Source organism: Bacillus sp. FJAT-27245 (assembly GCF_001273955.1).
Taxonomy (GTDB): Bacteria; Bacillota; Bacilli; order Bacillales; family Cytobacillaceae; genus Bacillus_D.
Window position 1 is genome coordinate 3,002,472 of the sequence record NZ_LIGI01000001.1, and the last position, 23,281, is coordinate 3,025,752.

At 45.8% G+C, this 23,281-nt stretch carries 24 protein-coding genes and 3 other annotated features; of the genes, 4 read left to right on the forward strand and 20 right to left on the reverse strand.

The window, feature by feature from the left end:
- Nucleotides 1–281: 281 nt before the first annotated feature.
- Nucleotides 282–1,241: a ribonuclease HIII gene (gene rnhC, locus ADU24_RS14690; RefSeq protein WP_197277514.1), complete on the forward strand. Its 960-nt coding sequence runs from the start codon at nucleotides 282–284 to the stop codon at nucleotides 1,239–1,241.
- A gap of 317 nt (nucleotides 1,242–1,558) precedes the next feature.
- Here rnhC and ADU24_RS14695 read toward each other — a convergent pair whose 3' ends face one another.
- The 6 genes from ADU24_RS14695 to ADU24_RS14720 form a co-directional block, all read right to left on the reverse strand.
- Entirely contained in the window at nucleotides 1,559–2,128 is a 570-nt protein-coding gene (locus ADU24_RS14695; protein ID WP_053367339.1) for a hypothetical protein, read from the reverse strand.
- A gap of 295 nt (nucleotides 2,129–2,423) precedes the next feature.
- Nucleotides 2,424–2,930 carry a hypothetical protein gene (locus ADU24_RS14700; protein ID WP_053367340.1) on the reverse strand — a complete coding sequence of 169 codons (507 nt, stop codon included), beginning with the start codon at nucleotides 2,928–2,930 and terminating at the stop codon, nucleotides 2,424–2,426.
- A 421-nt stretch (nucleotides 2,931–3,351) separates the two neighbouring features.
- A complete protein-coding gene (locus tag ADU24_RS23065) occupies nucleotides 3,352–3,507 on the reverse strand; it encodes a hypothetical protein (protein WP_156324587.1) in 156 nt (51 codons plus the stop codon).
- Nucleotides 3,508–3,638: 131 nt separating this feature from the next.
- A complete protein-coding gene (gene pheT, locus ADU24_RS14710) occupies nucleotides 3,639–6,050 on the reverse strand; it encodes a phenylalanine--tRNA ligase subunit beta (RefSeq protein WP_053367342.1) in 2,412 nt (803 codons plus the stop codon).
- A 31-nt stretch (nucleotides 6,051–6,081) separates the two neighbouring features.
- Nucleotides 6,082–7,119, reverse strand: coding sequence for a phenylalanine--tRNA ligase subunit alpha (gene pheS / locus ADU24_RS14715; RefSeq protein WP_053367343.1), 1,038 nt, complete (start codon nucleotides 7,117–7,119; stop codon nucleotides 6,082–6,084).
- Nucleotides 7,120–7,193: 74 nt separating this feature from the next.
- Nucleotides 7,194–7,434, reverse strand: a binding site (T-box leader).
- A gap of 100 nt (nucleotides 7,435–7,534) precedes the next feature.
- The gene (locus ADU24_RS14720; protein WP_053368952.1) at nucleotides 7,535–8,302 is read right to left on the reverse strand and encodes a TrmH family RNA methyltransferase; all 768 of its coding nucleotides are present in this window, start codon (nucleotides 8,300–8,302) and stop codon (nucleotides 7,535–7,537) included.
- Between the two features lie 117 nt (nucleotides 8,303–8,419).
- On the opposite strand from ADU24_RS14720, the gene sspI reads away from it, so the two are divergent.
- On the forward strand, nucleotides 8,420–8,632 hold the full coding sequence (gene sspI, locus ADU24_RS14725; RefSeq protein WP_053367344.1) for a small acid-soluble spore protein SspI: 213 nt from the start codon (nucleotides 8,420–8,422) through the stop codon (nucleotides 8,630–8,632).
- A gap of 41 nt (nucleotides 8,633–8,673) precedes the next feature.
- Here the strand turns inward: sspI and ADU24_RS14730 are convergent, their stop codons facing one another.
- Together ADU24_RS14730 and ADU24_RS14735 are read right to left on the reverse strand one after the other, a co-directional pair.
- Nucleotides 8,674–9,759 carry a M42 family metallopeptidase gene (locus ADU24_RS14730; RefSeq protein ID WP_053367345.1) on the reverse strand — a complete coding sequence of 362 codons (1,086 nt, stop codon included), beginning with the start codon at nucleotides 9,757–9,759 and terminating at the stop codon, nucleotides 8,674–8,676.
- Nucleotides 9,760–9,833: 74 nt separating this feature from the next.
- Nucleotides 9,834–10,319 carry a dUTP diphosphatase gene (locus ADU24_RS14735; protein WP_053367346.1) on the reverse strand — a complete coding sequence of 162 codons (486 nt, stop codon included), beginning with the start codon at nucleotides 10,317–10,319 and terminating at the stop codon, nucleotides 9,834–9,836.
- A gap of 113 nt (nucleotides 10,320–10,432) precedes the next feature.
- Between ADU24_RS14735 and ADU24_RS14740 the strand changes: the two genes are divergently transcribed.
- Nucleotides 10,433–10,825: a sigma-w pathway protein ysdB gene (locus ADU24_RS14740; RefSeq protein ID WP_231689622.1), complete on the forward strand. Its 393-nt coding sequence runs from the start codon at nucleotides 10,433–10,435 to the stop codon at nucleotides 10,823–10,825.
- Here the strand turns inward: ADU24_RS14740 and ADU24_RS14745 are convergent.
- From ADU24_RS14745 to infC, 4 genes are all read right to left on the reverse strand, one after another.
- A complete protein-coding gene (locus tag ADU24_RS14745) occupies nucleotides 10,822–11,085 on the reverse strand; it encodes a DUF1294 domain-containing protein (RefSeq protein ID WP_053367348.1) in 264 nt (87 codons plus the stop codon). The two genes, ADU24_RS14740 and ADU24_RS14745, sit on opposite strands and share 4 nt — an antisense overlap.
- A gap of 116 nt (nucleotides 11,086–11,201) precedes the next feature.
- Nucleotides 11,202–11,561, reverse strand: a complete 360-nt coding sequence (gene rplT, locus ADU24_RS14750; RefSeq protein WP_053367349.1) for a 50S ribosomal protein L20 — start codon at nucleotides 11,559–11,561, stop codon at nucleotides 11,202–11,204.
- Between the two features lie 35 nt (nucleotides 11,562–11,596).
- Complete coding sequence (gene rpmI / locus ADU24_RS14755) at nucleotides 11,597–11,797, reverse strand: 50S ribosomal protein L35 (RefSeq protein ID WP_053367350.1); 201 nt, start codon at nucleotides 11,795–11,797, stop codon at nucleotides 11,597–11,599.
- Between the two features lie 16 nt (nucleotides 11,798–11,813).
- Nucleotides 11,814–12,317 carry a translation initiation factor IF-3 gene (gene infC / locus ADU24_RS14760; RefSeq protein WP_053367351.1) on the reverse strand — a complete coding sequence of 168 codons (504 nt, stop codon included), beginning with the start codon at nucleotides 12,315–12,317 and terminating at the stop codon, nucleotides 11,814–11,816.
- Nucleotides 12,318–12,410: 93 nt separating this feature from the next.
- Nucleotides 12,411–12,546: a sequence feature (ribosomal protein L20 leader region), on the reverse strand.
- 264 nt (nucleotides 12,547–12,810) lie between these two features.
- Between infC and ADU24_RS14765 the strand changes: the two genes are divergently transcribed.
- Nucleotides 12,811–13,686, forward strand: a complete 876-nt coding sequence (locus ADU24_RS14765) for a YsnF/AvaK domain-containing protein (protein ID WP_053367352.1) — start codon at nucleotides 12,811–12,813, stop codon at nucleotides 13,684–13,686.
- Nucleotides 13,687–13,726: 40 nt separating this feature from the next.
- On the opposite strand, the gene thrS is transcribed toward ADU24_RS14765, so the two are convergent.
- The 8 genes from thrS to ADU24_RS14805 form a co-directional block, all read right to left on the reverse strand.
- Nucleotides 13,727–15,655 (reverse strand): threonine--tRNA ligase, encoded by a 1,929-nt coding sequence (gene thrS / locus ADU24_RS14770; RefSeq protein ID WP_053367353.1) that lies wholly within the window; start codon nucleotides 15,653–15,655, stop codon nucleotides 13,727–13,729.
- Nucleotides 15,656–15,927: 272 nt separating this feature from the next.
- Nucleotides 15,928–16,169, reverse strand: a binding site (T-box leader).
- 76 nt (nucleotides 16,170–16,245) lie between these two features.
- Nucleotides 16,246–17,085, reverse strand: coding sequence for a sporulation protein YtxC (gene ytxC, locus ADU24_RS14775; protein ID WP_053367354.1), 840 nt, complete (start codon nucleotides 17,083–17,085; stop codon nucleotides 16,246–16,248).
- A 134-nt stretch (nucleotides 17,086–17,219) separates the two neighbouring features.
- A complete protein-coding gene (dnaI, locus tag ADU24_RS14780; RefSeq protein WP_053367355.1) occupies nucleotides 17,220–18,155 on the reverse strand; it encodes a primosomal protein DnaI in 936 nt (311 codons plus the stop codon).
- 15 nt (nucleotides 18,156–18,170) lie between these two features.
- Complete coding sequence (locus tag ADU24_RS14785) at nucleotides 18,171–19,574, reverse strand: replication initiation and membrane attachment family protein (protein ID WP_053367356.1); 1,404 nt, start codon at nucleotides 19,572–19,574, stop codon at nucleotides 18,171–18,173.
- A 103-nt stretch (nucleotides 19,575–19,677) separates the two neighbouring features.
- Nucleotides 19,678–20,139, reverse strand: coding sequence for a transcriptional regulator NrdR (gene nrdR / locus ADU24_RS14790; RefSeq protein ID WP_053367357.1), 462 nt, complete (start codon nucleotides 20,137–20,139; stop codon nucleotides 19,678–19,680).
- Between the two features lie 105 nt (nucleotides 20,140–20,244).
- Nucleotides 20,245–20,640 (reverse strand): cytosolic protein, encoded by a 396-nt coding sequence (locus ADU24_RS14795; protein ID WP_156324589.1) that lies wholly within the window; start codon nucleotides 20,638–20,640, stop codon nucleotides 20,245–20,247.
- Nucleotides 20,641–20,849: 209 nt separating this feature from the next.
- Entirely contained in the window at nucleotides 20,850–21,224 is a 375-nt protein-coding gene (gene speD / locus ADU24_RS14800; protein ID WP_053367359.1) for an adenosylmethionine decarboxylase, read from the reverse strand.
- A 506-nt stretch (nucleotides 21,225–21,730) separates the two neighbouring features.
- Entirely contained in the window at nucleotides 21,731–22,762 is a 1,032-nt protein-coding gene (locus ADU24_RS14805) for a glyceraldehyde-3-phosphate dehydrogenase (RefSeq protein WP_053367360.1), read from the reverse strand.
- Nucleotides 22,763–23,281 lie beyond the last annotated feature (519 nt).

A 23,281-nucleotide genomic window follows, 5' to 3' on the forward strand; every position in this document is an offset into this window, starting at 1 on the left:
CATGCAGATTTTCGACGAGCTGAAGACAGCTTCTTCGAATATTCTTTGGCGCAGGAGCAGTAAGGAGCCTCCTCGGCGCTAGCGCCTGTGGGGTCTCCACCTTGCCGCTGCATCCCGCAGGACACTGAACGGCATCCTTGAATTTTCCCACGCACGAAGGAAACGCGGTACGTTTTCGAGGAGTCGGTGCCTTCCGCTCCAATCAACTAACATTCGAATACATAGTGTGTAATAGTTTTTTCAACCTATATTAGTGAATCTTCCAAAAGGGGTGCTACGTTGTGGGCCACGCTGTCATGATCGCCACACAGGCTGATATAGCAAAATTAAAAGAACATTATTCGCAATTTTTATTGGATAAGCTCCCGACCGGCAGCGTGTTTTCGGCAAAAACGCCTTCCTGCACGATTACAGCCTATAAATCCGGCAAGGTCCTCTTCCAGGGAGCGGCTGCTGAGAGTGAAGCGGCGCGATGGAACGGTCTCCAGCCTTCTAAGCCGGCAGTTGGTAAAAAAAACACTGCATCGAAGCCGGCACCCGGTTCGCATTTGCCTCCCAATTTCGGCCATTTGTCGGTCATCGGCTCGGATGAAGTGGGAACAGGCGACTTCTTCGGCCCCATTACGGTGGTAGCGGCCTATGCGAGACAACAGGACCTTCCCCTACTAAAGGAGCTTGGGGTCCGGGACTCAAAAGATTTGAACGATGAAAAGATCATTACCATCGCTAAGGACATCAAGAACGTCATTCCGTTCAGCCTCCTCACCCTACATAATGAAAAGTACAACGAGCTGCAGCAATCGGGAATGACGCAGGGGAAAATGAAAGCTATCCTGCATAATCAGGCGCTCAACCATCTTCTCGGAAAAATCGCCCCAGAAAAACCGGAAGCAATCCTTGTCGACCAGTTTGCCAAGCCTGAAATTTACTACGCCCACCTTAGAGGGCAGAAAAAGGTTGTCAGGGAAAATGTCTTTTTCAGCACAAAAGCGGAGGGGCTGCATTTATCTGTCGCGGCGGCGTCGATTCTTGCGAGGTATGCGTTCATACGGCATTTTGAAAAGCTTGGCGAAGAGGCTGGATTCACCATTCCAAAGGGAGCTGGCGCCAAAGTGGACGAAGCGGCCGCCAAACTCATTTTGGCCAAAGGGCAATCCGCCCTGCCCCACTTCGTCAAACTGCATTTTGCGAATACACAAAAAGCCATGGCGCTGGTTGCCAAGAGAAGGGGTAAGTTTTAAAGGTTTTGGTTATTGTGTGGAGTTGGACAATATGCCATAAAAAAAGACGGTTATCGAAAGAATGATAACCGTCTTTTAAAACAATTCAATTTATTTTAATGATGAACTCATACTTTATCTTTAATGCTCACACATGACGATCTGCCCGCCTAAAAATTAAATCCACCAGGCAGGGTTCCTCTCATTACTGTCCACTGCCCTTGTAAAAAAACAATTCGACCCAATATGGTATTTTGAAAGGTCTGCCCCATCTCTTTCTATTTTCTGATTTGGCGAATGGCTAGGCCTCGTCTACCTAGGAACTGGCTTTATTTGTTCTATACTTCTTCATATCCATTCCCAACTTTATTCATGAAAATGTGATTATCAACTTCATAAGAAGGTAATATATTTTTTATTGCAGATAATTTATAAAATCCTTCATTATTACAAAAGATTAAAATTCCGTTTAAATCATGAGAGTAAGATATGAATGGGGAGACCTCTCCTAATTTAACTGTTACTTCTTTTTCATCGTTGAAAAACACTTCTGAATCATAATAGAAACATAAAAATTGGTCATACATGGTTAAAAACTTTATTAGTTGTGAATACTTTGCTATTTCTTTGGTGTGAGTTAATTTGATTTGAAAAAATAAGGAGTTTCCGTAATCCTTTTTCTTAAAGTTGCTGTTTTTTAAATATTCATTGAAATAAGACAAGTAATTTTTACTTAATAAAAAAGAAAAATTTGGACTAACGCCAACACCCCGTATAATATCTGTTAGTAATGTTAGATTATCATTAGATGATAATTCTATAAATTCACCATTATTCAATACGGTGAAATTAAATTGTTCTTTGTCAAAAGTATCATAGGTTATTAAGGATAATTTATTTATACTCATAGGGTACCCCCATTAATTTTCAACATGATGATTGGCTAGACTCAAAAAAGGGACACGATAGTATTTTATATTCGGTGCTATATGGTAATTGCCATTCGTCTTTTTTAATTGCGATTTCCCATTGGGGTTCTCAAGATTCCTCGCTAAGTCATACCGGTACGACTCTGTCTTTCTGTTACTTGTCCAACTCTTATCCAATCTTTTGTCCCCTTAATTACATGTGTCGAGTAGGATATGGCGTTTCCAGAAGCATCTTGGGTAAATTGTCCTGTAGAATCCTGAAAAAATGACTAATTTACTCCTCTTGGAAAACAACCAAATGTTCCGACCCATTGGCATAAGAAATAAATCTCCAATATTCTTCTTCGAAAGAGTCGTCTGGAAATACCTCAAACTCAAGCCCATTATTAAAACGAACTGTCAGCCCACCATGTTGATCAACAATTAATTCATCAACATTAATTACATGAGTTTCGATTTCTCGGCATAGGATATTAACCCTTTCGTCAAATCGATTGTTACCTAACACATCCCAATCAAAATTTTCATCAGACATGCCCATTTTAGGAAAATACATATCCCTAGATGCAACAATGATTTTCTTCCCATCCGTTAATCTCCAGGAACACGAGACATGAAGTGCATATTCATTTACGTTTCGAATTTCCCCACGGAAATTTTTCATCGGAACCAATTCACCAAAACCAAGCCAGAGCATGCTTCCAGCTCTTCCAATGGCGGTTAATTTTTTGTTTAACAGACTACTAAGCCTTTCTAAAATATGCTCTTTATTTATTTTCATTTAACGTACTTACCTCCTTCTCTAGCAATTTTCTATATCAATCGATCTGCCAATCAACTCTGTATTAATAAACCAATTAGAATAATCACTAACCCGAGAAGATAATATATGCATCTGGTGATGTTTGGTGTCAATCTCTTAATTAATCCATTGGTAATTAAGACTAGTAATGCTCCTATCCAAGATTCAGCTAGGAAAACATGCAGCCCTCTTCTTTTAATAGCCTCATCGCCCAATTTCTTTGTAAATATAATAAGTAGTACTCCTACTAACACCAAGAATACCTTTAGCAATATAACCTTATAACTCACTATATTCCACCCCAAATGGTTCCATTAAAATATGACTTCTGAACCTAGATATCCTCCACATAGTATTCATGCGTTGAAACTAGTTCATCGGAATAACATGAGTATACAATTCATGTCCTTAACTCAGTTATTGCATATAAATATTTTTGTTGATTCTCATCAAAAACCTTAGCTAGGATAAAGCCTTTTAAACCGTTTACTTCTTGTACCTTAGGATTTTTTGCATTAAATATAATTATTTCATTCTCCTTAAAAATCCCATTCAAATTGCTACCTCATTTAAGGATTTATTTTACCATTATAAAGACGTTAACCATATCTTTGTTATTAGAAACAAAAAGAGCCGGACCCCAAGCGGGTAACGGCTCTTTTTGTTCATTTCATCAACTTTTTAAAATTATCCTCTTAGGACGGCGCCAGCCTGTTCCTTCAAAGCTTCAAGCACTTTTTCATGTACCTTTGTTACCTCTTCATCCGTAAGCGTCCTTTCAGGGTTCGCGTACTTCAATGAGAAGGCAATTGACTTTTTGCCGGCTTCCATATTTGCGCCTTCGTAAAGGTCGAACACGGATGCTTCCTTCAATAGGGGCTTGCCCACCTCAAGGATGATGCTGCGCAGTTTTCCGGCCGGTGTTTCCTTATCGGCGACAAGCGCGATGTCCCTTGTGATAGAAGGGAACCTTGGAATTGGCTCATAGTGAAGCGGCTCAATTCCAGCTTCCAGCAATTCGCCTAGTTTCAATTCGAATACGTACGTATCCTTCAGATCAAGCTCTTTTTGCATGGTAGGATGGATTTGGCCAATGAAGCCGATCCGCTTCCCATCAAGCAAAATGTCGGCAGTCCTTCCCGGATGCATGCCGTCAAGCTGCGCCTGCGCAAACTCGACCCGGCCATCAAGGCCTAGCTTTTCGGAAAGCTCTTCAAGGATTCCTTTTAGGACATAGAAATCAACAGGCTTCTTTTCGCCCTGCCATGGGTTTGAAACCCATAGCCCTGTTACAGCAGCTGCGAGGTGTTCTTCTTCGACTGGAAGTTCGCCGCCTTTTGATAGGAACACGGCTCCTGTTTCATAAACTGCGAGGCTGTCCGCTTGGCGCGCGCCATTGTATTTCAATACTTCAAGCAAATGTGGGACGATGCTTAGGCGCAACAGACTCCGTTCTTCACTCATCGGCATCGCCAGCTTGATCGCCTCTGTTTTTTCAAGCGCGTATTGGGCAACCTTTTCTTCACTTGTTAAAGAATAGGTTACCGCTTGATATAGCCCCGCGCCTTCAAGATAGCGGCGGACCACACGGCGTTTCGCCTGGTAAGGAGTCAGTTTCCCAGCCGATTGCTCGCCAGCTGGAAGAGTTTTTGGGATGTTGTCGTAGCCGTAAAGGCGGGCGACTTCCTCAATCAAGTCTTCTTCAATCGTAATATCGCCGCGGCGTGTCGGTACGATAACCGTGACGGTATCCCCTTCAACGGACACATCGAACTTCAGCCTAGCGAAAATGTCTGTCACTTCATCCACTGAAAGCTGCATTCCGAGGAAGGTGTTCAGCTTTTCCATCGTAATTGAAACGACAGCCGGTTCCACTTTCAATGTATCAACTTCGACAGTGCCTTCGAGAACCTCGCCGCCCGCGTACTCGGCCATGAGTGCCGCGGCCCTTTCACCCGCTTCACGCACCCGGTTTGGATCAACGCCCTTTTCGAACCTGGCGCTTGCTTCGCTGCGGAGGCCGTGGTCCTTCGACGCTTTCCTGATCGTGCCTCCTGTAAAATAGGCCGCCTCAAGCAGGACAGTCGTTGTAGTTGAATCCACTTCCGAATTCGCTCCGCCCATCACGCCTGCAATCGCGACCGGCTCTGTTCCATTTGTAATAACAAGATGGTCGGAAGTGAGCGTCCTCTTTGCATCATCCAGCGTCACAATCGTTTCGCCATCATGAGCGCGGCGGACAAGTATTTCCTTGGAGCCTAGCTTATCATAGTCGAATGCATGGAGCGGCTGGCCGTATTCAAGCAAAATATAGTTTGTAATATCGACAACATTGTTGTGCGGTCGGATCCCTGCCGCCATGAGGCGCGTCTGCATCCAAAGCGGCGACGGACCGACTTTGACATTTTTGATTACTTTCGCCGCGTACAACGGATTGTCTTCTTTTGCTTCGACCGTTACTTTAATATAATCGGAAGCTTTTTCGCTGGCTTCGTCCAGCTTGATTTCAGGAAACTTTACTTCCCTTCCCAAAATCGCGCCGACTTCATAGGCAACCCCAAGCATGCTCAGGCAATCCGCCCTGTTCGGAGTAAGTCCGAGTTCAAGGACTTTGTCATCCCTGTTAAGCGCCGCGATGGCGTCTTCTCCAGGCGTCACGTTTTCCGGGAAAACGAAGATACCTTCCGCGTATTCCTTTGGCACAATCTTGCCTTCCATGCCAAGTTCCTGCAGCGAGCAAATCATTCCGTTCGACTCTTCGCCCCGGAGTTTCGCCCTTTTAATCTTGAAGTTTCCTGGCAGTACAGCACCCGTTCTAGCGACGGCTACTTTCTGCCCCTTCGCAACATTCGGCGCGCCGCAAATGATCTGGACTGGGGCTTCCTCGCCAATATCAACAAGGCATTTGCTCAGTTTATCCGCGTTTGGATGCTGTTCGCGCTCGAGGACATGCCCGATTACGACCCCAGTGATTCCATCGTTCAGGGTTTCGACCCCTTCAACTTCGATTCCGCTTTTTGTTATTTTTTCCGCAAGCTCTTCAGCCGTTACGCCGGATAAATCGACATAATCCTGAAGCCATTTATATGAAACAAACATTCGTTCATCCTCCTCTTTTCAAAAATTCGGCCTATTCCTGGCTTGAAAATTGCTTTAAGAACCTAATATCATTCGTGTAGAAATGGCGGATGTCGTCAATTCCATACTTCAGCATCGCAATCCGCTCAGGGCCCATGCCGAAAGCAAACCCTGTATATTTCTTCGAGTCATAACCGGCCATTTCAAGGACGTTCGGATGAACCATTCCGGCGCCGAGGATTTCAATCCAGCCTGTTCCCTTGCAGACGCTGCAGCCATTGCCGCCGCAAATTTTGCAGGAAATATCCATCTCCACGGATGGTTCGGTGAACGGAAAGAAACTTGGGCGCAGCCTGATTTCGCGGTCATCGCCGAACATTTTTTTCGCAAACTCGGCAAGGGTCCCTTTCAAATCGCTCATCCGGATATTTTCACCGACAACAAGGCCCTCAATTTGCATGAATTGGTGTGAATGGGTCGCGTCGTCATTGTCGCGCCTGTATACCTTGCCTGGGCAGATGATCCGGATTGGGCCCTTGCCGCCCTGCTTTTCCATCGTCCTTGCCTGGACAGGGGAAGTATGGGTGCGAAGCAGTGTTTCTTCAGTAATATAGAAGGAATCCTGCATATCGCGCGCTGGATGGCCTTTTGGCAGGTTAAGGGCTTCAAAGTTGTAATAATCCTTTTCAACCTCAGGCCCTTCGGCGATTTGGTAGCCCATCCCAATGAACAGGTCTTCGATTTCTTCGATAATTTTTGTTAATGGGTGATGGCTTCCGGTCCTGACCGGCCTTCCTGGCAATGTCACATCGATTGTTTCCGAAGCCAAACGCTCATTGACCGCCGCTTCTTCAAGCTGCTGCTGCTTGGCGGAAATTTCCGCTTCAATCGCTTCGCGAACCTCGTTCACAAGCGCCCCCATTTTCGGGCGTTCTTCCGCGGACAGCTTGCCCATTCCGCGCAACACCTCTGTGATAGGCCCCTTTTTGCCGAGATAGGCGACGCGGACATCGTTCAATTCCTTCAGGCTGGACGCCTGGGCCACTTTTTCAATGGCTTCCTTTTGCAATTCCGTCAATCTTTCCTGCATGGGTATATTCCTCCTTTTATCAATCCGGGTTAAGTACGGTGCACTTTTAGACAACAAAAAAAGCCCCATCCCAAATAAGGGACGAGGCTTGTGTTCGCGGTACCACCCTTGTAAACACGAATGTATAGAACATTTGTGTTCGCTTCATTGAGATAACGGCTTCTGCCGGTGCACCTTTACATCCAGCGCGGATGGTCCCGGTGCCAACTCTGGAGGTGAACTTCGCTTGCTTTTTGCCTAAAAGTGCTTTCAGTCCAGGGCACTTTTTCCCTAAAAGGCTACGGTCAAGGTACTTTTCTCCGTCATTGTTTTTATTGTATAAATTTAGTTGCTATTATAGCGTATTTCCGCTTTTGTTTCAAATTCTTTCGGCGGAAAAATCAACGCCGCCAAAACTTTGCTTGTAATTCCTCTTTCACTGGCCCTTATGCAGTCGCAAATAGTATAACAGCACGCCTGCCGCGACGGCGACGTTCAGTGACTCGCTTTTTCCGTAAATCGGGACGTACAGGTTTTCGGTCGTTTTTTCCAAAAGATCTTTCGAAACGCCATTCCCTTCATTTCCGACTAGAAGCGCGAACCTTTCCGCTGGCGTGGCTTCCGTATAATTCCTCGCCCCTTCAAGCGCGGTCCCATATACGGCTATGCCTTTTTCAATCAGCTTTGGAATCCATTCCTCAAGCCTTCCTGACAGGACTGGAAGGTGGAAGTGGCTCCCCTGGGCCGAACGGAGCACTTTGGGGTTGTAAATATCAACGGACCCTGTTCCCGCTATGACAACATCAATACCCGCTGCGTCGGCGGTCCTGATCATCGTCCCGAGATTGCCCGGGTCCTGAACGGCATCCAGCAGGAGGAAAGTTTCCGCATTTTCAAAAAAAGCTTCGCCGGACTGCTGCCTGCATACCGCCATGATCCCTTGAGGGGTTTCTGTTTCTGATAGGCTTTTGAAAATATCCTTCGTAACGACAGTCATCGGAATATTTTTATAATCAATGCTGGCAGGAATATCGGTTCCTTCGGATACAATCAGTTCAGCGACTGTTCCCGGGCTTTTGGTTGCTTCTTCGACAAGATGAAAGCCTTCCGCCAAGAACATGCCGGACCGATCCCGTTCTTTTTTCATCGCCAGCTTCTTCCACTGCTTTACCTGAGGGTTTTGTGCGGATTGGATATGTTTCACCGCTGTTCCCCCTTTCTTCATCACTCATTTTCCTATTATAGCTCAACGGCCGTACATATTAAAACCTGAAATAGAAAAAGATAGGGATGAATGAAAATTAAAAAGGAGGATGAAACGATGGACCTTAATTTGCGTGCCGCTGTTATCCATAACATTCACGACAATACCCAACAGGAACTTGAGGATACAATTGTCGATGCCATCCAGAATGGCGAGGAAAAAATGCTTCCGGGGCTTGGCGTTTTATTTGAAATCATCTGGAACAATTCTTCGGAAAACGAGAAAAAAGAAATGCTCCAGGCACTTGAAGGCGGATTGAAAAAATCTTAAAAAACAAGCTCCCCATGACCTGAGTCAGGGGAGCTTTGCTGTTAACCCAATTTAATTTTCTCGACTGTTTCCTTGTCGAGTCGTTTAATAACTTCAACAATCAGCTTGACTGTATTTTCGTAGTCATCACGGTGTAGCATCGCCGCATGAGAATGGATATAGCGGGTCGCGATTGTGATCGCCAACGATGGAACGCCATTATGGGACAAATGGATGGCGCCAGCATCGGTTCCGCCGCCTGGAACTGTATCGAACTGATAAGGAATGTTCAGTTCGTCGGCTGTATCGGTGATGAAATCGCGCAATCCTTTATGGGAGACCATCGATGCGTCATAAAGGATGATTTGCGGGCCATTGCCCATTTTTCCAAGCGCTTCTTTTTCAGTAACCCCTGGAGTATCGCCGGCAATCCCGACGTCGACGCCAAAGCCGATATCAGGCTGGATTTTGGCGGCGGCTGTCCTCGCACCGCGCAGGCCGACTTCCTCCTGAATCGTACCAACACCATAAACAACGTTTGGATGCTCCTCACCTTGTAGATGCTTTAGGACATCAATGGCAATGGCGCAGCCGATTCGATTGTCCCATGCCTTTGCAAGCAGCATTTTTTCATTCTTCATGACCGTGAACTCAAAGTACGGAACAATCATATCACCCGGGCGAACTCCCCACTCGGAAGCTTCGTCCCGGCTCGTTGCACCGATATCAATGAACATATCCTTAATTTCGACTGGCTTCTTTCTCGCCTCGGCAGTCAGAATGTGTGGAGGCTTTGAGCCGATTACGCCAGTAACATCGCCTTTACGGGTAACGATGGTTACACGCTGGGCAAGCATAACCTGGTTCCACCATCCACCAACAGGCTGGAAGCGGACAAACCCTTTTTCATCAATTTGGGTTACCATAAACCCGACTTCATCAAGGTGGCCGGCGACCATTACTTTAGGTCCGCCTTCCTTGCCGGTTTTCTTGGCAATCAGGCTGCCGAGGCCATCGTTTGTGACTTCATCGGCATAAGGAGAAATATATTCTTTCATGACTTCGCGGACTTCGCGTTCATTTCCCGGAATTCCTTTTGCATCCGTCAGTGCCTTAAGCATTTGCAATGTTTCATCCAGTTTTGCCATACCTATGACTCCCTTTTTTATGTATTTGACCAGTCCATTATACAAAACGGCAGAACATTTGTAAAAATTTTCTGCTAATAGCCGTTTTGCTGTCTTTCATAATTTACTTCATTTTTCATGCGGTATGCCTCTTCAATATCGGTTTCCGTAAAACCCAACAGGTTCGCAAGGCTCAAAAACGAGCTGAACATGGTTTGATAATCGCTTTGTGAACGGCTTTTTTGAAAAGAAGAAATCGTCCTGAAAACGTCGTTGAATTGTTCAGTTACATTCCCTTTAGGTTCGCCAGCGAATTCAATATCAGAAGTGAATCCGCATTCGATCCCAAGTGAAAGGATGAAATGAATGCCATCAACGAATTCCTCAAGGACTGTTTCCCGGGGCGACGATGGCTTCTTGCTCCAGAACTTGAAACAGCGAGTTTCATTTGCCAATTCCCCGACTTCAACTAACAGAGCAAGAACTTTTTGATCAAACAAATCCACATTTTCCAGCCGGTTTTTTTCCTCGATATAGTCGTCAAGTGCTCTTTGCATGTGAAATAGTTTCTTTACTTTCATGGCTTCCTCCTTATCATTTTGCCCAAAACATGTAACCTTTTCCGTTCTAATCCGTATAGATAGGTTCAGAACTAAAAATCGGGCTTGCTACCGATTACGGGAGGGCGTTAATCTTGCTTTTGCGTCTAACAGGTTTGATTTTACTTGCCTTTATTCTCTACAAATTAACAAGGGTGATGTTCAGCCTACCAAGAAAGCTGGAATCCGCAAAAAAACAAAAGCGTTTTTTTCTCCTTGATGATAAGGCAAATCCCAGAAAAAATTTTCGCCTTACATACAAAGGAGCGGTGTTTGAAGGCGAAAAATACCTTGGAATTACAGGCGATTCATTTGGCGTTATCTCAATTTTCCTATGGCCTAAGAATGCAGATAAGCTTGAAGGCATGACGCATGATGATTTCCTTTTTATCAAAAGCGAATTGGCGAAATCGTATCCGCATGCTTCAATTGAATGGAATGGCTCCGTCAGGGAACATTTGCGCAAACTTATGTCCATCTCTTACTAAAGAAACTCCAGGTACACAATCACGCCGATTTCCATAAATGCCAAAAGAGGTAATCCGTATCTAAAGGCAGAGTGCTTTGTTTTATGCCTAAAATAATTCATACCATATGCTGCCCCGGCGGCTCCCCCGGCAAGCGCTACAAGCCATAGGGTCCGTTCCCGGATCCGGAAGGCGCCCCGCCTGGCCTTCTTCTTATCAATCCCCATCATCGCAAAGGCTAATATATTTATAATAAAAAGATATCCGTACACCGCGGCCATTTTCTCCCCCCAAAAACAAGCATAATGTATTTAGGTTGAATTAAATCTTTTGATTCAACCTAAATAATATAGCAGAAAAGCCATTCCCTTTTTAGGAAATGGCTTTACAGTTGTTCTTATTTATCGAATTGCTGCTTTGCAACATTTGCAAGTTCCGCGAATGCTGCTGCGTCGCTGACAGCAAGCTCAGCAAGCATTTTGCGGTTTACTTCGATGCCTGCAAGCTTAAGGCCATGCATTAGACGGCTGTAGGAAAGGCCGTTGATGCGTGCAGCTGCGTTGATACGAGTAATCCAAAGCTTACGGAAGTCGCGCTTCTTCTGGCGACGGTCGCGGTATGCGTACATCAGGGATTTCATAACCTGCTGGTTTGCAACTTTGTATAATGTATGTTTTGAACCGAAATAACCTTTTGCTAATTTTAGAACTTTTTTACGACGCTTGCGCGTAACAGTACCGCCTTTTACACGTGGCATGTAATTTCCCTCCTATATGAATCGATCGCTCGATATTACTTAATATTGTCCAACAATTGGCGAATGCGTCTGAAGTCACCTTTAGAAACCATTGCTGATTTGCGAAGCTTGCGCTTTGCTTTTGTGGACTTGTTTGCGAACAAGTGGCTTGTATAAGCGTGGCCACGCTTCAGTTTACCAGATCCGGTCTTTTTGAAACGCTTGGCAGCGCCGCGGTGAGTTTTCATTTTTGGCATTGGGATGTCCTCCTTGTTACTTGTCGTTTTTAGGTGCTAAAACCAGGAACATGCTCCGGCCATCCATTTTTGGATGGGATTCGATCGTCGCAACGTCCTTGCACGCTTCGGCAAAACGGTCCAGAACGCGCTGGCCGATTTCCTTATGGGTGATTGCACGGCCCTTAAAGCGGATCGATGCTTTTACTTTATCGCCTTTTTCAAGGAATTTGATCGCATTGCGAAGCTTTGTGTTAAAGTCGTGCTCATCAATACTCGGGCTGAGGCGTACCTCTTTCGTTGTGATGATTTTCTGGTTCTTGCGCGCCTCTTTCTCTTTCTTTTGCTGCTCGAATTTGAATTTGCCGTAATCCATAATCCGGGCTACCGGAGGTTTTGCATTCGGTGCGACAAGCACCAAATCAAGATTTACACGGCCTGCGATTTCCAGGGCTTCAAATTTCGATTTAATTCCGAGCTGCTCGCCATTCTGGTCGATCAACCGGACTTCACGGGCGCGAATACCTTCGTTCAACAACATGTCTTTGCTAATAGTTAGCCACCTCCAAGGTTTAATAACGAATACGTTGTCCGGGGCAAAGGGCTTCCAGCACCAGGCCGGACAGGTTTTATTGCATTAAAAAAAGCGCGGATGCATACACCCACACTTTTACGAACAGAAAAAGGTTTTTATTAAAAACCTGTTACGTAAAACCTGCCAACTGCCTAGGCGTCAGCCAGGTGAGAAGCGGGTGCTTCTTCTTTCCCTAAATTTCGTATTCACTTTCACCTTTGTAACTATATCATACACCCACCTGGGTGTCAAACATGCTGTTTGTTAAAGGCAACGTTAGTTATTGTACCAGACCTTTTAACAAAGTTCAACAATCAATTTTGGAAATGTCGAAAACTTTTTTCCAAAAAAACCCGCCATTACCACCGTTTGTTTGTTTTCCATCGCGATATAAAGGGAAAACGGCACATACGCTCTCTTTTTGAGGGCTGTCCAAAAAATTTCTGGAGGGTGATAGAAAATGGCTAAACGAGTAGTTGGAGTGTATAACACTGAAGAGGAACTCATAGAAGCAATTGACCGTTACCAAAAAGAAGGAAATACGCTGAACAACCTGTCCGTATTCGGAAAAACAGACGGAACCATGGCCCATCTCGGAAATTTGACAGGCCTGCAGGAGGAAAGATTGGACGGGGATGCGACGGCGGAAAACAGAGGTTTTTTCAAAAGCCTCGCCTCTGCTTTTGAAGGCCCAGACAACACGGGAGAAACAACCTATTACGACCGCCTCGTCGGGTTCGGACTGGGGAAAAATGAAGCCCGGGAGTACGCGGGCGATTTGGAGGCAGGCAGGATTGTCCTGTTCGAGGATACCGAAGTTTCCGGGATGGCTGTGGAAGGTGAAACAGGGTACGGCTATATGAACCAAAATGGTACTGGAGTTTCCCGCAGCGGGCTTTATGCCGACACGCTCGATACGGAGGATGAACGTACGTTAAAGCTTCGTGAAGAGCAGCTTGACGTCCAAAAGGAACGTGTCCAGACTGGCGAAGTAAAAGTCCACAAGGACGTAGTCGAGGAACGGGAGTCCATCAATGTCCCTGTATCCCGTGAAGAGGTCTACGTGGAGCGTCGCGAGGTCGATGGTTACAATGCCGAAGCCGGGGAAATTGGAGACGATGAAACAATCCGCGTTCCGATCGTGGAGGAAAAAGTGGAAGTAACAAAAAGGCCTGTCGTAACGGAAGAACTCGTTATCGGCAAGAAGGAAGTCCAGTCGACCGAGAGGGTGGTTGAGAACGTCAAGCGTGAAGAGGCGCACATCGAATCGGAGGGTGACACGGATTTCGATAAAAAGCGGAGCGTTTTGGATGACGACCGCAACGATCGAATTTAACAAAAACAGCTGCCGGACAAGAAATCCGGCAGCTGTTTTTTTATCGAGTTACAATCTCTTTCAAAATTGAAACAAAGTTTTCAAATGGCATCGTTTCCGACTTTTGTTCGCCGTATTTGCGGACGTTGACTGCGCCTTCCTCAACCTCTTTGTCGCCAACGACAAGCATGTAAGGAATTTTCTGCATTTGCGCTTCCCGGATTTTATAGCCGATTTTTTCTTCGCGGTTATCCATTTCAACCCGGATCCCTTCCATCTGAAGCTGCTCCTGGACTTTGCGCGCATACTCGTAATGGGCGGCTGGAGAAACTGGAATGACCTGGACCTGGACAGGCGCAAGCCATGCCGGGAATGCCCCCTTGTATTCCTCGATGAGGAACGCGACAAAACGTTCCATTGTGGAAACGACACCGCGGTGGATAACAACCGGGCGATGCGGCTTTCCATCTTCGCCAACATACGTAAGGTCAAATCTCTCCGGAAGCAGGAAGTCTAGCTGGACCGTCGACAATGTCTCGTCCTTGCCGAGCGCCGTCTTAACCTGGACATCAAGCTTAGGGCCGTAGAATGCGGCTTCGCCTTCCGCCTCGAAATACTCAAGTCCAAGCTCATCCATTGTCTCCTTCAGCATAGCCTGTGCTTTTTCCCACATTTCATCATCATCAAAATACTTTTCCGTATTTTCAGGGTCACGGTAAGAAAGCCTGAACGAATAGTCCTTGATGTCGAAATCCTTATAAACATCGAGAACCAAATTCACTACCCGCTTGAATTCCTCTTTGATCTGGTCGGGACGGACGAAGATATGGGCATCATTCAATGTCATACCGCGTACCCTTTGCAAACCGGAAAGGGCGCCGGACATTTCATAGCGGTGCATCAGCCCCAGCTCCGCAATCCGGATTGGCAGCTCACGGTAGCTATGCTTTGCATTTTTGTACACCATCATATGGTGCGGGCAATTCATCGGGCGGAGGACGAGCTGTTCATTATCCATTTCCATTACCGGGAACATATCCTCCTGATAGTGGTCCCAGTGGCCGGATGTTTTGTACAGGTCGACACTTCCCATGACTGGAGTATAGACATGATCATAGCCCAGCTTTGTTTCCTTATCAACGATGTAGCGCTCGATGATTCGGCGGATTGTCGCACCTTTCGGGAGCCAGATTGGCAGGCCTTGGCCGACTTTTTGCGAGTTTGTGAACAGGTTCAGCTCCTTGCCGATTTTCCTGTGGTCACGCTCCTTCGCTTCTTCCAGCAGGCGAAGATGTTCGGCAAGATCCTCTTTTTTGAAAAATGCAGTACCGTAAATCCGCTGCAGCATTTGATTGTCGCTGTCTCCGCGCCAATAAGCTCCGGCAATGCTCAGAAGCTTGAACTCCTTGATTTTCCCTGTTGAAGGGACATGAACCCCGCGGCAAAGATCGGAAAACTCCCCTTGGTCATAAATGGTGACAGTTTCATCGGCAGGAATCGCTTCAATGAGCTCAAGCTTGTATTCATCACCGATTTTCTTAAAGAAAGCAACCGCTTCATCACGGCTGACCTCCCTGCGGACAACTTCAACATTTTCATTAACAATTTTGGCCATTTCCTTTTCAATTGCCGGCAAGTCTTCCGGAGTCAATGATTCAGGTAGGTCAACGTCATAGTAAAATCCGCCTTCAATGACAGGCCCGACGCCAAACTTCGCCTCAGGGTACAGACGCTTGATTGCCTGCGCCATCAGGTGGGCAGTGCTATGGCGGAGCACCTCGAGCGCTTCCGGAGAATCCTGGGTGATGATTTCCACGGATGCATCTTCTTCAATCGGCCTCCTCAAGTCGTACATTTTCCCGTTGACCTTGCCTGCGATTGCTTTTTTCTTCAATCCAGGGCTGATAGATGCTGCGATCTCTTCTGTTGAAGTGCCTTTCGGGTACTCTTTCACATTTCCGTCAGGGAACGTAATTTTTAATTCTGCCATGTCTTTTTCCTCCTTCTATTGCTAAGCCAGGCGAAAATCCACCTGGGATTTATTTTTTAATTAAGGCTCAGTTAAAGGTGAGTTTTGATTTCAATGAAGTTGATTGGAACGGAGGGGACTGACTCCGGCGGGATGCAGCGGCACGTGGAGACCCCACAGGCGTTTAAGACGCCGAGGAGGCTCCACGGTCCGCCCCGCGGAAAGCATGTCCCCGGAGTGGAAATCAACATTCAAGGATAACAGAGCCAAAAAATAAAAAAGCCCGCCCCTGGAAAAGGGACGAGCTATTATGCACGTGGTTCCACCCAATTTTTCATTTAAACAGGCACACCGGCCCGTTTGAAAAAATGACTTTGAACAGATAACGGCTGCGGCCGCCAGCAATTACTCATTTCCATTTTCACGGCTGGAGTTTAAAGGGGGTAAGCATTCCATTCGTGCTGGGAAGTTTCCACCAATCCTTCCCTCTCTGCAAGCCGTAAAGAAACGCCCTTGTCCTTATCATTACTTTTGCTTCAATAGTTGCTATGTACGTTATTATAAGTAGTTGCCGCAAAAAAATCAAGCTGGCACTTCCATTTCTTCCATCCCTAAGCCTTTGCCGGGAAATCAGCCGGTTTATGGAGCTCGACCCTTTCCTCGAAGATATTCATGATCGTCCTGATAAGTGGCATCTCCGGTTCGTCCGCGTAAAGATGGATTGTTGAAGGTGCAATTGAAAGCAACGGGGCAATCGAATACGAATCCACATACACCGGATGGTTAATCAATAGTTTCCTGTCAATCATTTTTGCAAGGTCGGCCCTCTTCAATTCGGCCAATTTTTCATCGTAAAATGTAATTTCTTCCCCTGTAAGTACATGGAGCAACTTCATCCGCGCGGGGCGCCCCTGGACGAACTCCCTCAATGACTCTATGAAAATCAAGTATTCCTGCTCCATTTTATATTCATCAATGGAAAGGGCCGCCACTTCCTCCATATAGTCAAAAAAAGGGCGCAGCCTGAATTTTACAAAAGAATCAAAAGAAAAACTTGTTCCTCCCAGCAATATCTGGCCAATTGAATCCTTGACATACCCCTCCGGCCCATTTTCTCCAAGGAATACGAACAGCTCCCTCCTGTCTCCTTCAAGGATGGAATGCATAATATCAACAATTTGCTGCTGCTCGGCCGGATCGCTGAAATAATACGCATCCTGCAAAATCCCTCTGAACCACTCGTCCCATTTGGCATCAGTAAGGTATCCCCAAAAAGCCTGCGCAAATTTATTAATTGAATCCCTATCAAGGGACCCATAAAGTATTTTAGTGCAATGGCGGTCTTCCAAAATCTGAATTTCGATTCCGCACCCGGCGTCCTGTAAATGCTTTTGCAACTGAGTATAGAAGCAAATGGCGTCTGGCCCGTTCTCGAAGATGATTTCTCCCAACCATATCCCTCCCTGTCCCGCTGATTCCTATAATCATATATATGGGGGACAAGGAGGGATTAGAAGTCCCCCGCTTTTTTTGAACAAAGCAAAAGAAGCCGCCTAAGAGGGGGCTTCTTGAAAGGTTTTACGTTTTACTGGCGCCGGTTCGGGCCGTCGAGCATGACCGGCTCACTTAAATACTTGATGCGTTCCATGATCCTGCGGGCTTTCATTTTTTCTTCTTCCCCGCGCTGGCTGTACGTTAAATGGTGTTCGAGCTGCTTGTGATTGAAATTGGAGGTAAAGAATGTCGGCAGATTTTCCAGCATCCTGAACTGGAGAATCGGTCCGAGCACCTCATCCCTCGTCCAGCTCGACACTGCTTCAGCGCCGATATCATCCAGCATCAGGATTGGTTCCCTTTTCAAAGCATCTATTTTTTCATTAAGGGTATGATCCCCTATAGCACTCTTCATTTCCCTTAGAAGCTCGGGGACATATACGATCATTGAAGAAATTTGCTTCTTGGCAAGCTCATTCGCAAGCGCGCCGAGCAAATATGACTTTCCGACTCCGAACTCCCCATATAAATAGAGCCCTTTTGGGTTTTTTCCAGCCTGATAATCGATGACGAATGAGGCCGCCTTCTGCATCGCATCCAATCTACCCGGCTGGCCATCAACATCAAGGGATGCAAATGAAGCATTCAGGATTTCCCTTGGCACGTGCAGGCTCTTGATCAATCGTTCGTTTTTCCTCTTTTCATCGGCCATTATTTTACGCGGGCACCGTTCATATTGAACATCGATTGAATTTGGCTGCAAAACAAGTTCTGGATGATAGCCAGGCATAATGTTTCCGCACTTCTCGAGGCTTTCACAATATTGGCAATGCTTGCTTTGATTCGTGTATTCGTAAAGCTTGACCATGCTTTTGTCAATCATGTTTTCAGTGATGCTGTCCCGATTCTTTTGAATAAAATCCCTGACATCCCTGTCATTCATGATTTGGCTTTTCATTTGTTCATATCGTTTCATGAATCCTTCATTGGACGCAAGCCTTTTAAGTGTTTGGTTAATCCGCTCCATTCAGTTCCCTCCTTTCTAATCTCTGAACGCTTTCAGCATTTCTTCAACTTCCTTTTTCTTGGCTTCAATTTCCTTTGAACCGCTCGTTTTGCCGGTGGAAGTGGTTTCTTCTTTATTGAACCAATCAGGCAGCATTTCCGTACGGATTGGCTTTTGCTTCGTCTGTTTTTTCCCGGAAGGCGATTTCGCGGTGCCTGAACTCCATTCAATATATTTGGCATGTTCCTGCCTCGACAGTTCCATCGCCTCTTTTACGGTCCGCACCTGCTTTCTCGCCCAGTGGCCTGCCAGCCGTTCCACATAGCCCTTCGTCAGCTTCATATCGGTTTTCAGCATGGCGAACTGGATGAGCACATTGACAACTCCGGGAAGCAGCTGCTGATTCAGCATGACGCCTTCAATTACTTGCAAATCCGCGGTAGAAGGTTCTGCCCCACCCGATAAGTCTTTCAGGACCTGTAAGGGTGAGGCTGTCTCCAAATACCTTATCAGTTTTTCTTCCTGGGTTTTCGGCTCCTCGATCTGGACCCTGTCTGCAACCGGATGGACACGGTCAACTAATGCCGGCAGCTTGTCGTAATTCTCGAACTGGTACCAATCCCTTGCTGCCTTCCGCAGTTCTTCAATATCTATTTCATCCTTTTCGTTCACAGCACTGAGAACGATATTTTTCATTTGAAGCGCATCAATATTGTACAGGAAGGCCAGGTTACAGATAGCATCTTTTACCTTTGGGGTAAGCGACTTTCTTGGAACAAGGGAATCCCCCAATCCGGAAACTAGGAGATCGAAATTGAACGTATCATGCGGAAGCTGAATCGTGGGGGCAGATTTCCGGCCGATGAACTGCTGGCCTTGTTCGGCATCAAGCTCTTCCGCATGGTCCTGTAAATATTGGAGAGTGTTTGATGGGGCCGAAACAAATATATCCTGAAATGGCTTTGTTATGTCCTCATACCCCTCCTGCTCCGGCATAGCGTGATCACAGAAGAACCGCTTCAACCGCAGGAAATGTGTTTTGCCGATTTTCCTATATAGGTAAACGTTGAGCATCCCATCCACGAAAAATTGCTCCGGACTTAGCGGAGTCTGCAGTTCATAGATAAATGAACGGATGTCCTCCTCGTTTTTGACATACGTTTTCAACAATCCGATTCCTTCCAGTTTAAGCCTCGCCTCATAAATCCTTTTCAGGTTCAGGSCTGAAAGGTTCATTAAAAAATGATGGGAGGAAGCCTCGGACCATAAACGGTTTTCCTCAAGCTCGCTCCACAGTGTCATATACACACTGAAGCAATCAGGTCCAATTAGGGGCTGATAGAGAAGAGAAAGTGTTTTTCTATCATACTCATGGAGCAGCCCGTTCGAAGCGACGATATATCTGTCAACTGGAACAAGTTCCTGCCAATGCTGGGCCATAAACTTAACCCCTTTTCTCTGTTTTTAGAAAAATGAGGCATCCGCTCCTGTTTAGCGAATGCCTTAGCTCGGGCATATGTAATGGAGTTCCACTCACTTGCCATTAACTTTTTTCTCTTTTTAATAATTCCTTCAGCTCTTCTATAAATACATTAATATCCTTAAACTGACGGTAAACGGAGGCAAAACGGACATAGGCGACTTCATCGACTAACGCAAGCCTGTCCATTACCATCTCACCGATCACTTCACTGTTAATTTCGGAGGTTCCCTGGCTGCGCAATTCCTTTTCCACGTCACTCGTAATTTCCTCAAGCTGCTTGAGTGCGACCGGACGCTTCTCGCATGCCTTAATTAAGCCGCGCAATATTTTATCGCGGCTGAATTCCTCGCGGGTGCCTTCTTTTTTTACTACAATCAACGGAATTTCTTCCACTTTTTCGAATGTCGTGAAGCGGTAGCTGCACTCCTCGCATTCCCGCCTTCTTCTTGTGGAACGCCCTTCATCGACAGGCCTTGAGTCAAGCACGCGTGTACCGCTATTTTGGCAAGCTGGGCATTTCATTCAATCAACTCCAATTGTTTCCGGCAATACGCACTGTCGCTACCGGGTAAAAATTGTTTTCCCGCCATCTTTAATCTTATATAAAAGAGGATTATTTCACAAGGTTTAATCGCTGTTTTTCCCGGAGCCAATATATGCATGCGCTTTGTCCAAAGTCCTATACAAATCAAGGGCGATTCCCCTCAGTTTCCCGTAATTCCCCAATATCGCCGGGCGCTCGGTTGAAAGATGGAAATCCACCGCTGTTTCGAGCGGCCTGACATTTACAATTGTCGCTATAAGGAAGCACGGTAAAGGTTCGGATAGCTCACAAGCAATTTCTCCTCGTTCTTTTGATGCTTCCACAATCCTGCATCCCGGCCTCTTGCCCAAAATCCCTTCCAGGCTTGTGAACAACGAATCTTTGCCGGCACGGTAATAATGTGTCCGAAGCCCGCCATCAGGGTTGCCTTCGCTGGTTTCACAAACATTCGAAAAACGCCTCACCAAATTCTTAAGCACAATTTCTTCCTCCACCGCGTTATTTACTGCAGGTTTGATCTCTCCTATACCAAGTGTACAACATTTCAGCAAAGAACAAAATGCGCATGCGCCTCGAATACCAACGCAATGCTAAAGCGCAAACTATGAGAGTTGCCCATAGTTCCAGAAAAATATAAAAAGAGGCGCAATTACGCCTCTTTGGATTCGTTCGTCAGTATGAAATTAAATTACAGAGCCTTCGCCTGGTTGACCTGTACAGGGCCCATGCCGCGAGGAAGTTCAATATTCTCGCGTGTTTGTGCATTCAACGCTTCAGCGATATAATCCGCTGCGACATTTGGGTTCAAATCGCCGCACGTATAAACGTCGATGCTCGCATATCCATGTTCAGGGAAGCTGTGAATGGTCAGGTGGGATTCGGAAATAATGACTACTCCGCTTACTCCCTGTGGCGCAAATTTATGAAATGCCACTTCCCTGATTTCGGCTCCTGATTTTAGAGCAGCTTCTACAAAAGTTTTTTCAATAAAATCCATGTTATTCAGCTTTTCAAAGTCGCATCCCCACAGTTCGGAGATCACGTGTCGTCCCATAGTTTCCATATAAAATTATCCCCCTCTAACATTTTCGCTTCATTCCTGAAACCATACAATTGACGGTAACCGGTAATTACCACGGGGGAAAGTTAGTCCAGAGAGGTCCTAACCCTTTAAGTAATTAATTGTTACCTAATTTCAAGAAGTTCACGATGACTAGTATACTTTGTTTATATATAATTTGCAACCTATCAAAATGAAAATTTTAAAAGCGGGGATAATGTTCGTCTTTAGGGCTGGGTTTTTGGTGTTATTGTGGGTTTTCCCTTTTAGGCTAAGGTACGTATTTTTGCGGGGAAATGCCTTTGTTGGTAAAAAAAACAGGAGGCCTCCCAACACGGTTTTCTTGAAAGAATCAAAGGTAACGCTTCCGGGATTTTCATTACAGTTAAACCGCTTTTCAGCTCCAGAATGTCACCCATCTGGGATATACATAACATCCTCACCAACTCAACCTAGCACAAAAAGCCGCCTTCAACGGCGGCTTTCACATAACATTCGGCTTTCCGGTATTACCCTACTTTGATCTCCGACTTTGAAGCAATTTGCTTTGCGACATAAAGCGCCAGATCGACTACCCGGGATGAATAACCCCATTCATTGTCATACCAAGCCAGCACTTTTACTTTCCTGCCGCCCATGACCATTGTCGACAGCCCGTCTATAATCGCGGAATGGGAATTTGTATTGAAATCGACTGAGACGAGCGGCTCGTCAGTAAAGTCGAGGATGCCTTTCATTTCTCCCCTTGATGCTTCAATGAACGCTGAATTGACTTCTTCCATGGTTACATCCTTTTTCAAGTCAACAACCAGGTCGACAAGGGATACGTTTGGGGTCGGAACCCGGAGCGACATCCCGTGAAGCTTTCCCTTAAGCTGCGGCAATACCAATGCAAGCGCTTTCGCCGCACCCGTCGTTGTCGGGATGATGGATTGTGCGCACGCCCTCGCACGCCTTAAATCCTTGTGTGGATTGTCAATATTCTTTTGGTCATTCGTATAGGCATGCACGGTTGTCATCAGGCCGTTTTCAATGCCAAATTTCTCATCTAGCAATTTCGCGACCGGAGCAAGGCAGTTTGTCGTACAGGACGCATTTGAAATGATATCATGCTCATCAATATTTAATGCGCTTTCATTTACGCCCATCACAATTGTAATATCCTCATCTTTTCCAGGAGCCGTAATGATGACTTTCTTCGCTCCTGCTTCAAGATGGAGGGCTGCCTTTTCCCGCGAATTGAACTTTCCAGTTGCCTCGATTGCAATATCAATATTTAGCTCTTTCCAAGGCAACTGTTCAGGATTCCTATTGCTAATCAGCTTTACGCGCTTTCCATTGACAATAATTTCATTTTCAAGCGCCACCACTTCGCCAATGAAAGGGCCATGCGTTGTATCATATTTAAGTAAATGTGCCAGTGTTTCAGCTGGATAGCTTGCATTGACAGCAACCACATCAATATTATCTTCCTCGATGGCTTTCCGGAAAACCATCCTTCCAATTCTCCCAAACCCGTTGATCGCAATTCTCGCCTTCATGATTCGGCTCCTTCCACACTATGTTATACTTATATCTGCTATTTCGCATAATTAGTATAACATAATCGAATCGAATTGTGATGATTAATGTGCATATTTTTTTACCTTTTTCACTTTGTTTTTGGTTCTTTACCACAAAGAGTGATTTTAACGAATGGGCTGATATATGATTATGCCACTAATTGAAGAAGAAAACCCCTCGAAAAGCAAGAGTACCCCCTTTCAAAATAGTTTAAGAGCATATAACAAGTGTGCTAGCCAGACAGCGGGGCTGACCCCCCCTAGAATTCTTGTGATTCTAACGGAATGCTTATAGTGACCGAATAACGGTGGATAGGACTTTCTTCAGGCAATAAAGAAAGATTTAACTCCCGAACAGCGGTGGATGGCCTCTCCTTCGAGCTCTAAAGGAAGATTTAGCGACCGAACAGCGGTGGATAGCACTTCCTTCGGGCACTAAAGGAAGATTTAACGCCTGAACAGCGGTGGCCAGCACTTCCTTCGGTAAATAAAAGAGGA

Bases quoted from the DNA above. Each gene is read 5' to 3' on its own strand.
- ADU24_RS14695 (WP_053367339.1), bottom strand. From the start codon at position 2,128: ATGAGTATAAATAAATTATCCTTAATAACCTATGATACTTTTGACAAA.
- ADU24_RS14700 (WP_053367340.1), bottom strand. From the start codon at position 2,930: ATGAAAATAAATAAAGAGCATATTTTAGAAAGGCTTAGTAGTCTGTTA.
- pheT (WP_053367342.1), bottom strand. From the start codon at position 6,050: ATGTTTGTTTCATATAAATGGCTTCAGGATTATGTCGATTTATCCGGC.
- pheS (WP_053367343.1), bottom strand. From the start codon at position 7,119: ATGCAGGAAAGATTGACGGAATTGCAAAAGGAAGCCATTGAAAAAGTG.
- sspI (WP_053367344.1), top strand. From the start codon at position 8,420: ATGGACCTTAATTTGCGTGCCGCTGTTATCCATAACATTCACGACAAT.
- ADU24_RS14730 (WP_053367345.1), bottom strand. From the start codon at position 9,759: ATGGCAAAACTGGATGAAACATTGCAAATGCTTAAGGCACTGACGGAT.
- ADU24_RS14735 (WP_053367346.1), bottom strand. From the start codon at position 10,319: ATGAAAGTAAAGAAACTATTTCACATGCAAAGAGCACTTGACGACTAT.
- ADU24_RS14745 (WP_053367348.1), bottom strand. From the start codon at position 11,085: ATGGCCGCGGTGTACGGATATCTTTTTATTATAAATATATTAGCCTTT.
- rplT (WP_053367349.1), bottom strand. From the start codon at position 11,561: ATGCCACGTGTAAAAGGCGGTACTGTTACGCGCAAGCGTCGTAAAAAA.
- rpmI (WP_053367350.1), bottom strand. From the start codon at position 11,797: ATGCCAAAAATGAAAACTCACCGCGGCGCTGCCAAGCGTTTCAAAAAG.
- infC (WP_053367351.1), bottom strand. From the start codon at position 12,317: ATGTTGTTGAACGAAGGTATTCGCGCCCGTGAAGTCCGGTTGATCGAC.
- ADU24_RS14765 (WP_053367352.1), top strand. From the start codon at position 12,811: ATGGCTAAACGAGTAGTTGGAGTGTATAACACTGAAGAGGAACTCATA.
- thrS (WP_053367353.1), bottom strand. From the start codon at position 15,655: ATGGCAGAATTAAAAATTACGTTCCCTGACGGAAATGTGAAAGAGTAC.
- dnaI (WP_053367355.1), bottom strand. From the start codon at position 18,155: ATGGAGCGGATTAACCAAACACTTAAAAGGCTTGCGTCCAATGAAGGA.
- nrdR (WP_053367357.1), bottom strand. From the start codon at position 20,139: ATGAAATGCCCAGCTTGCCAAAATAGCGGTACACGCGTGCTTGACTCA.
- speD (WP_053367359.1), bottom strand. From the start codon at position 21,224: ATGGAAACTATGGGACGACACGTGATCTCCGAACTGTGGGGATGCGAC.
- ADU24_RS14805 (WP_053367360.1), bottom strand. From the start codon at position 22,762: ATGAAGGCGAGAATTGCGATCAACGGGTTTGGGAGAATTGGAAGGATG.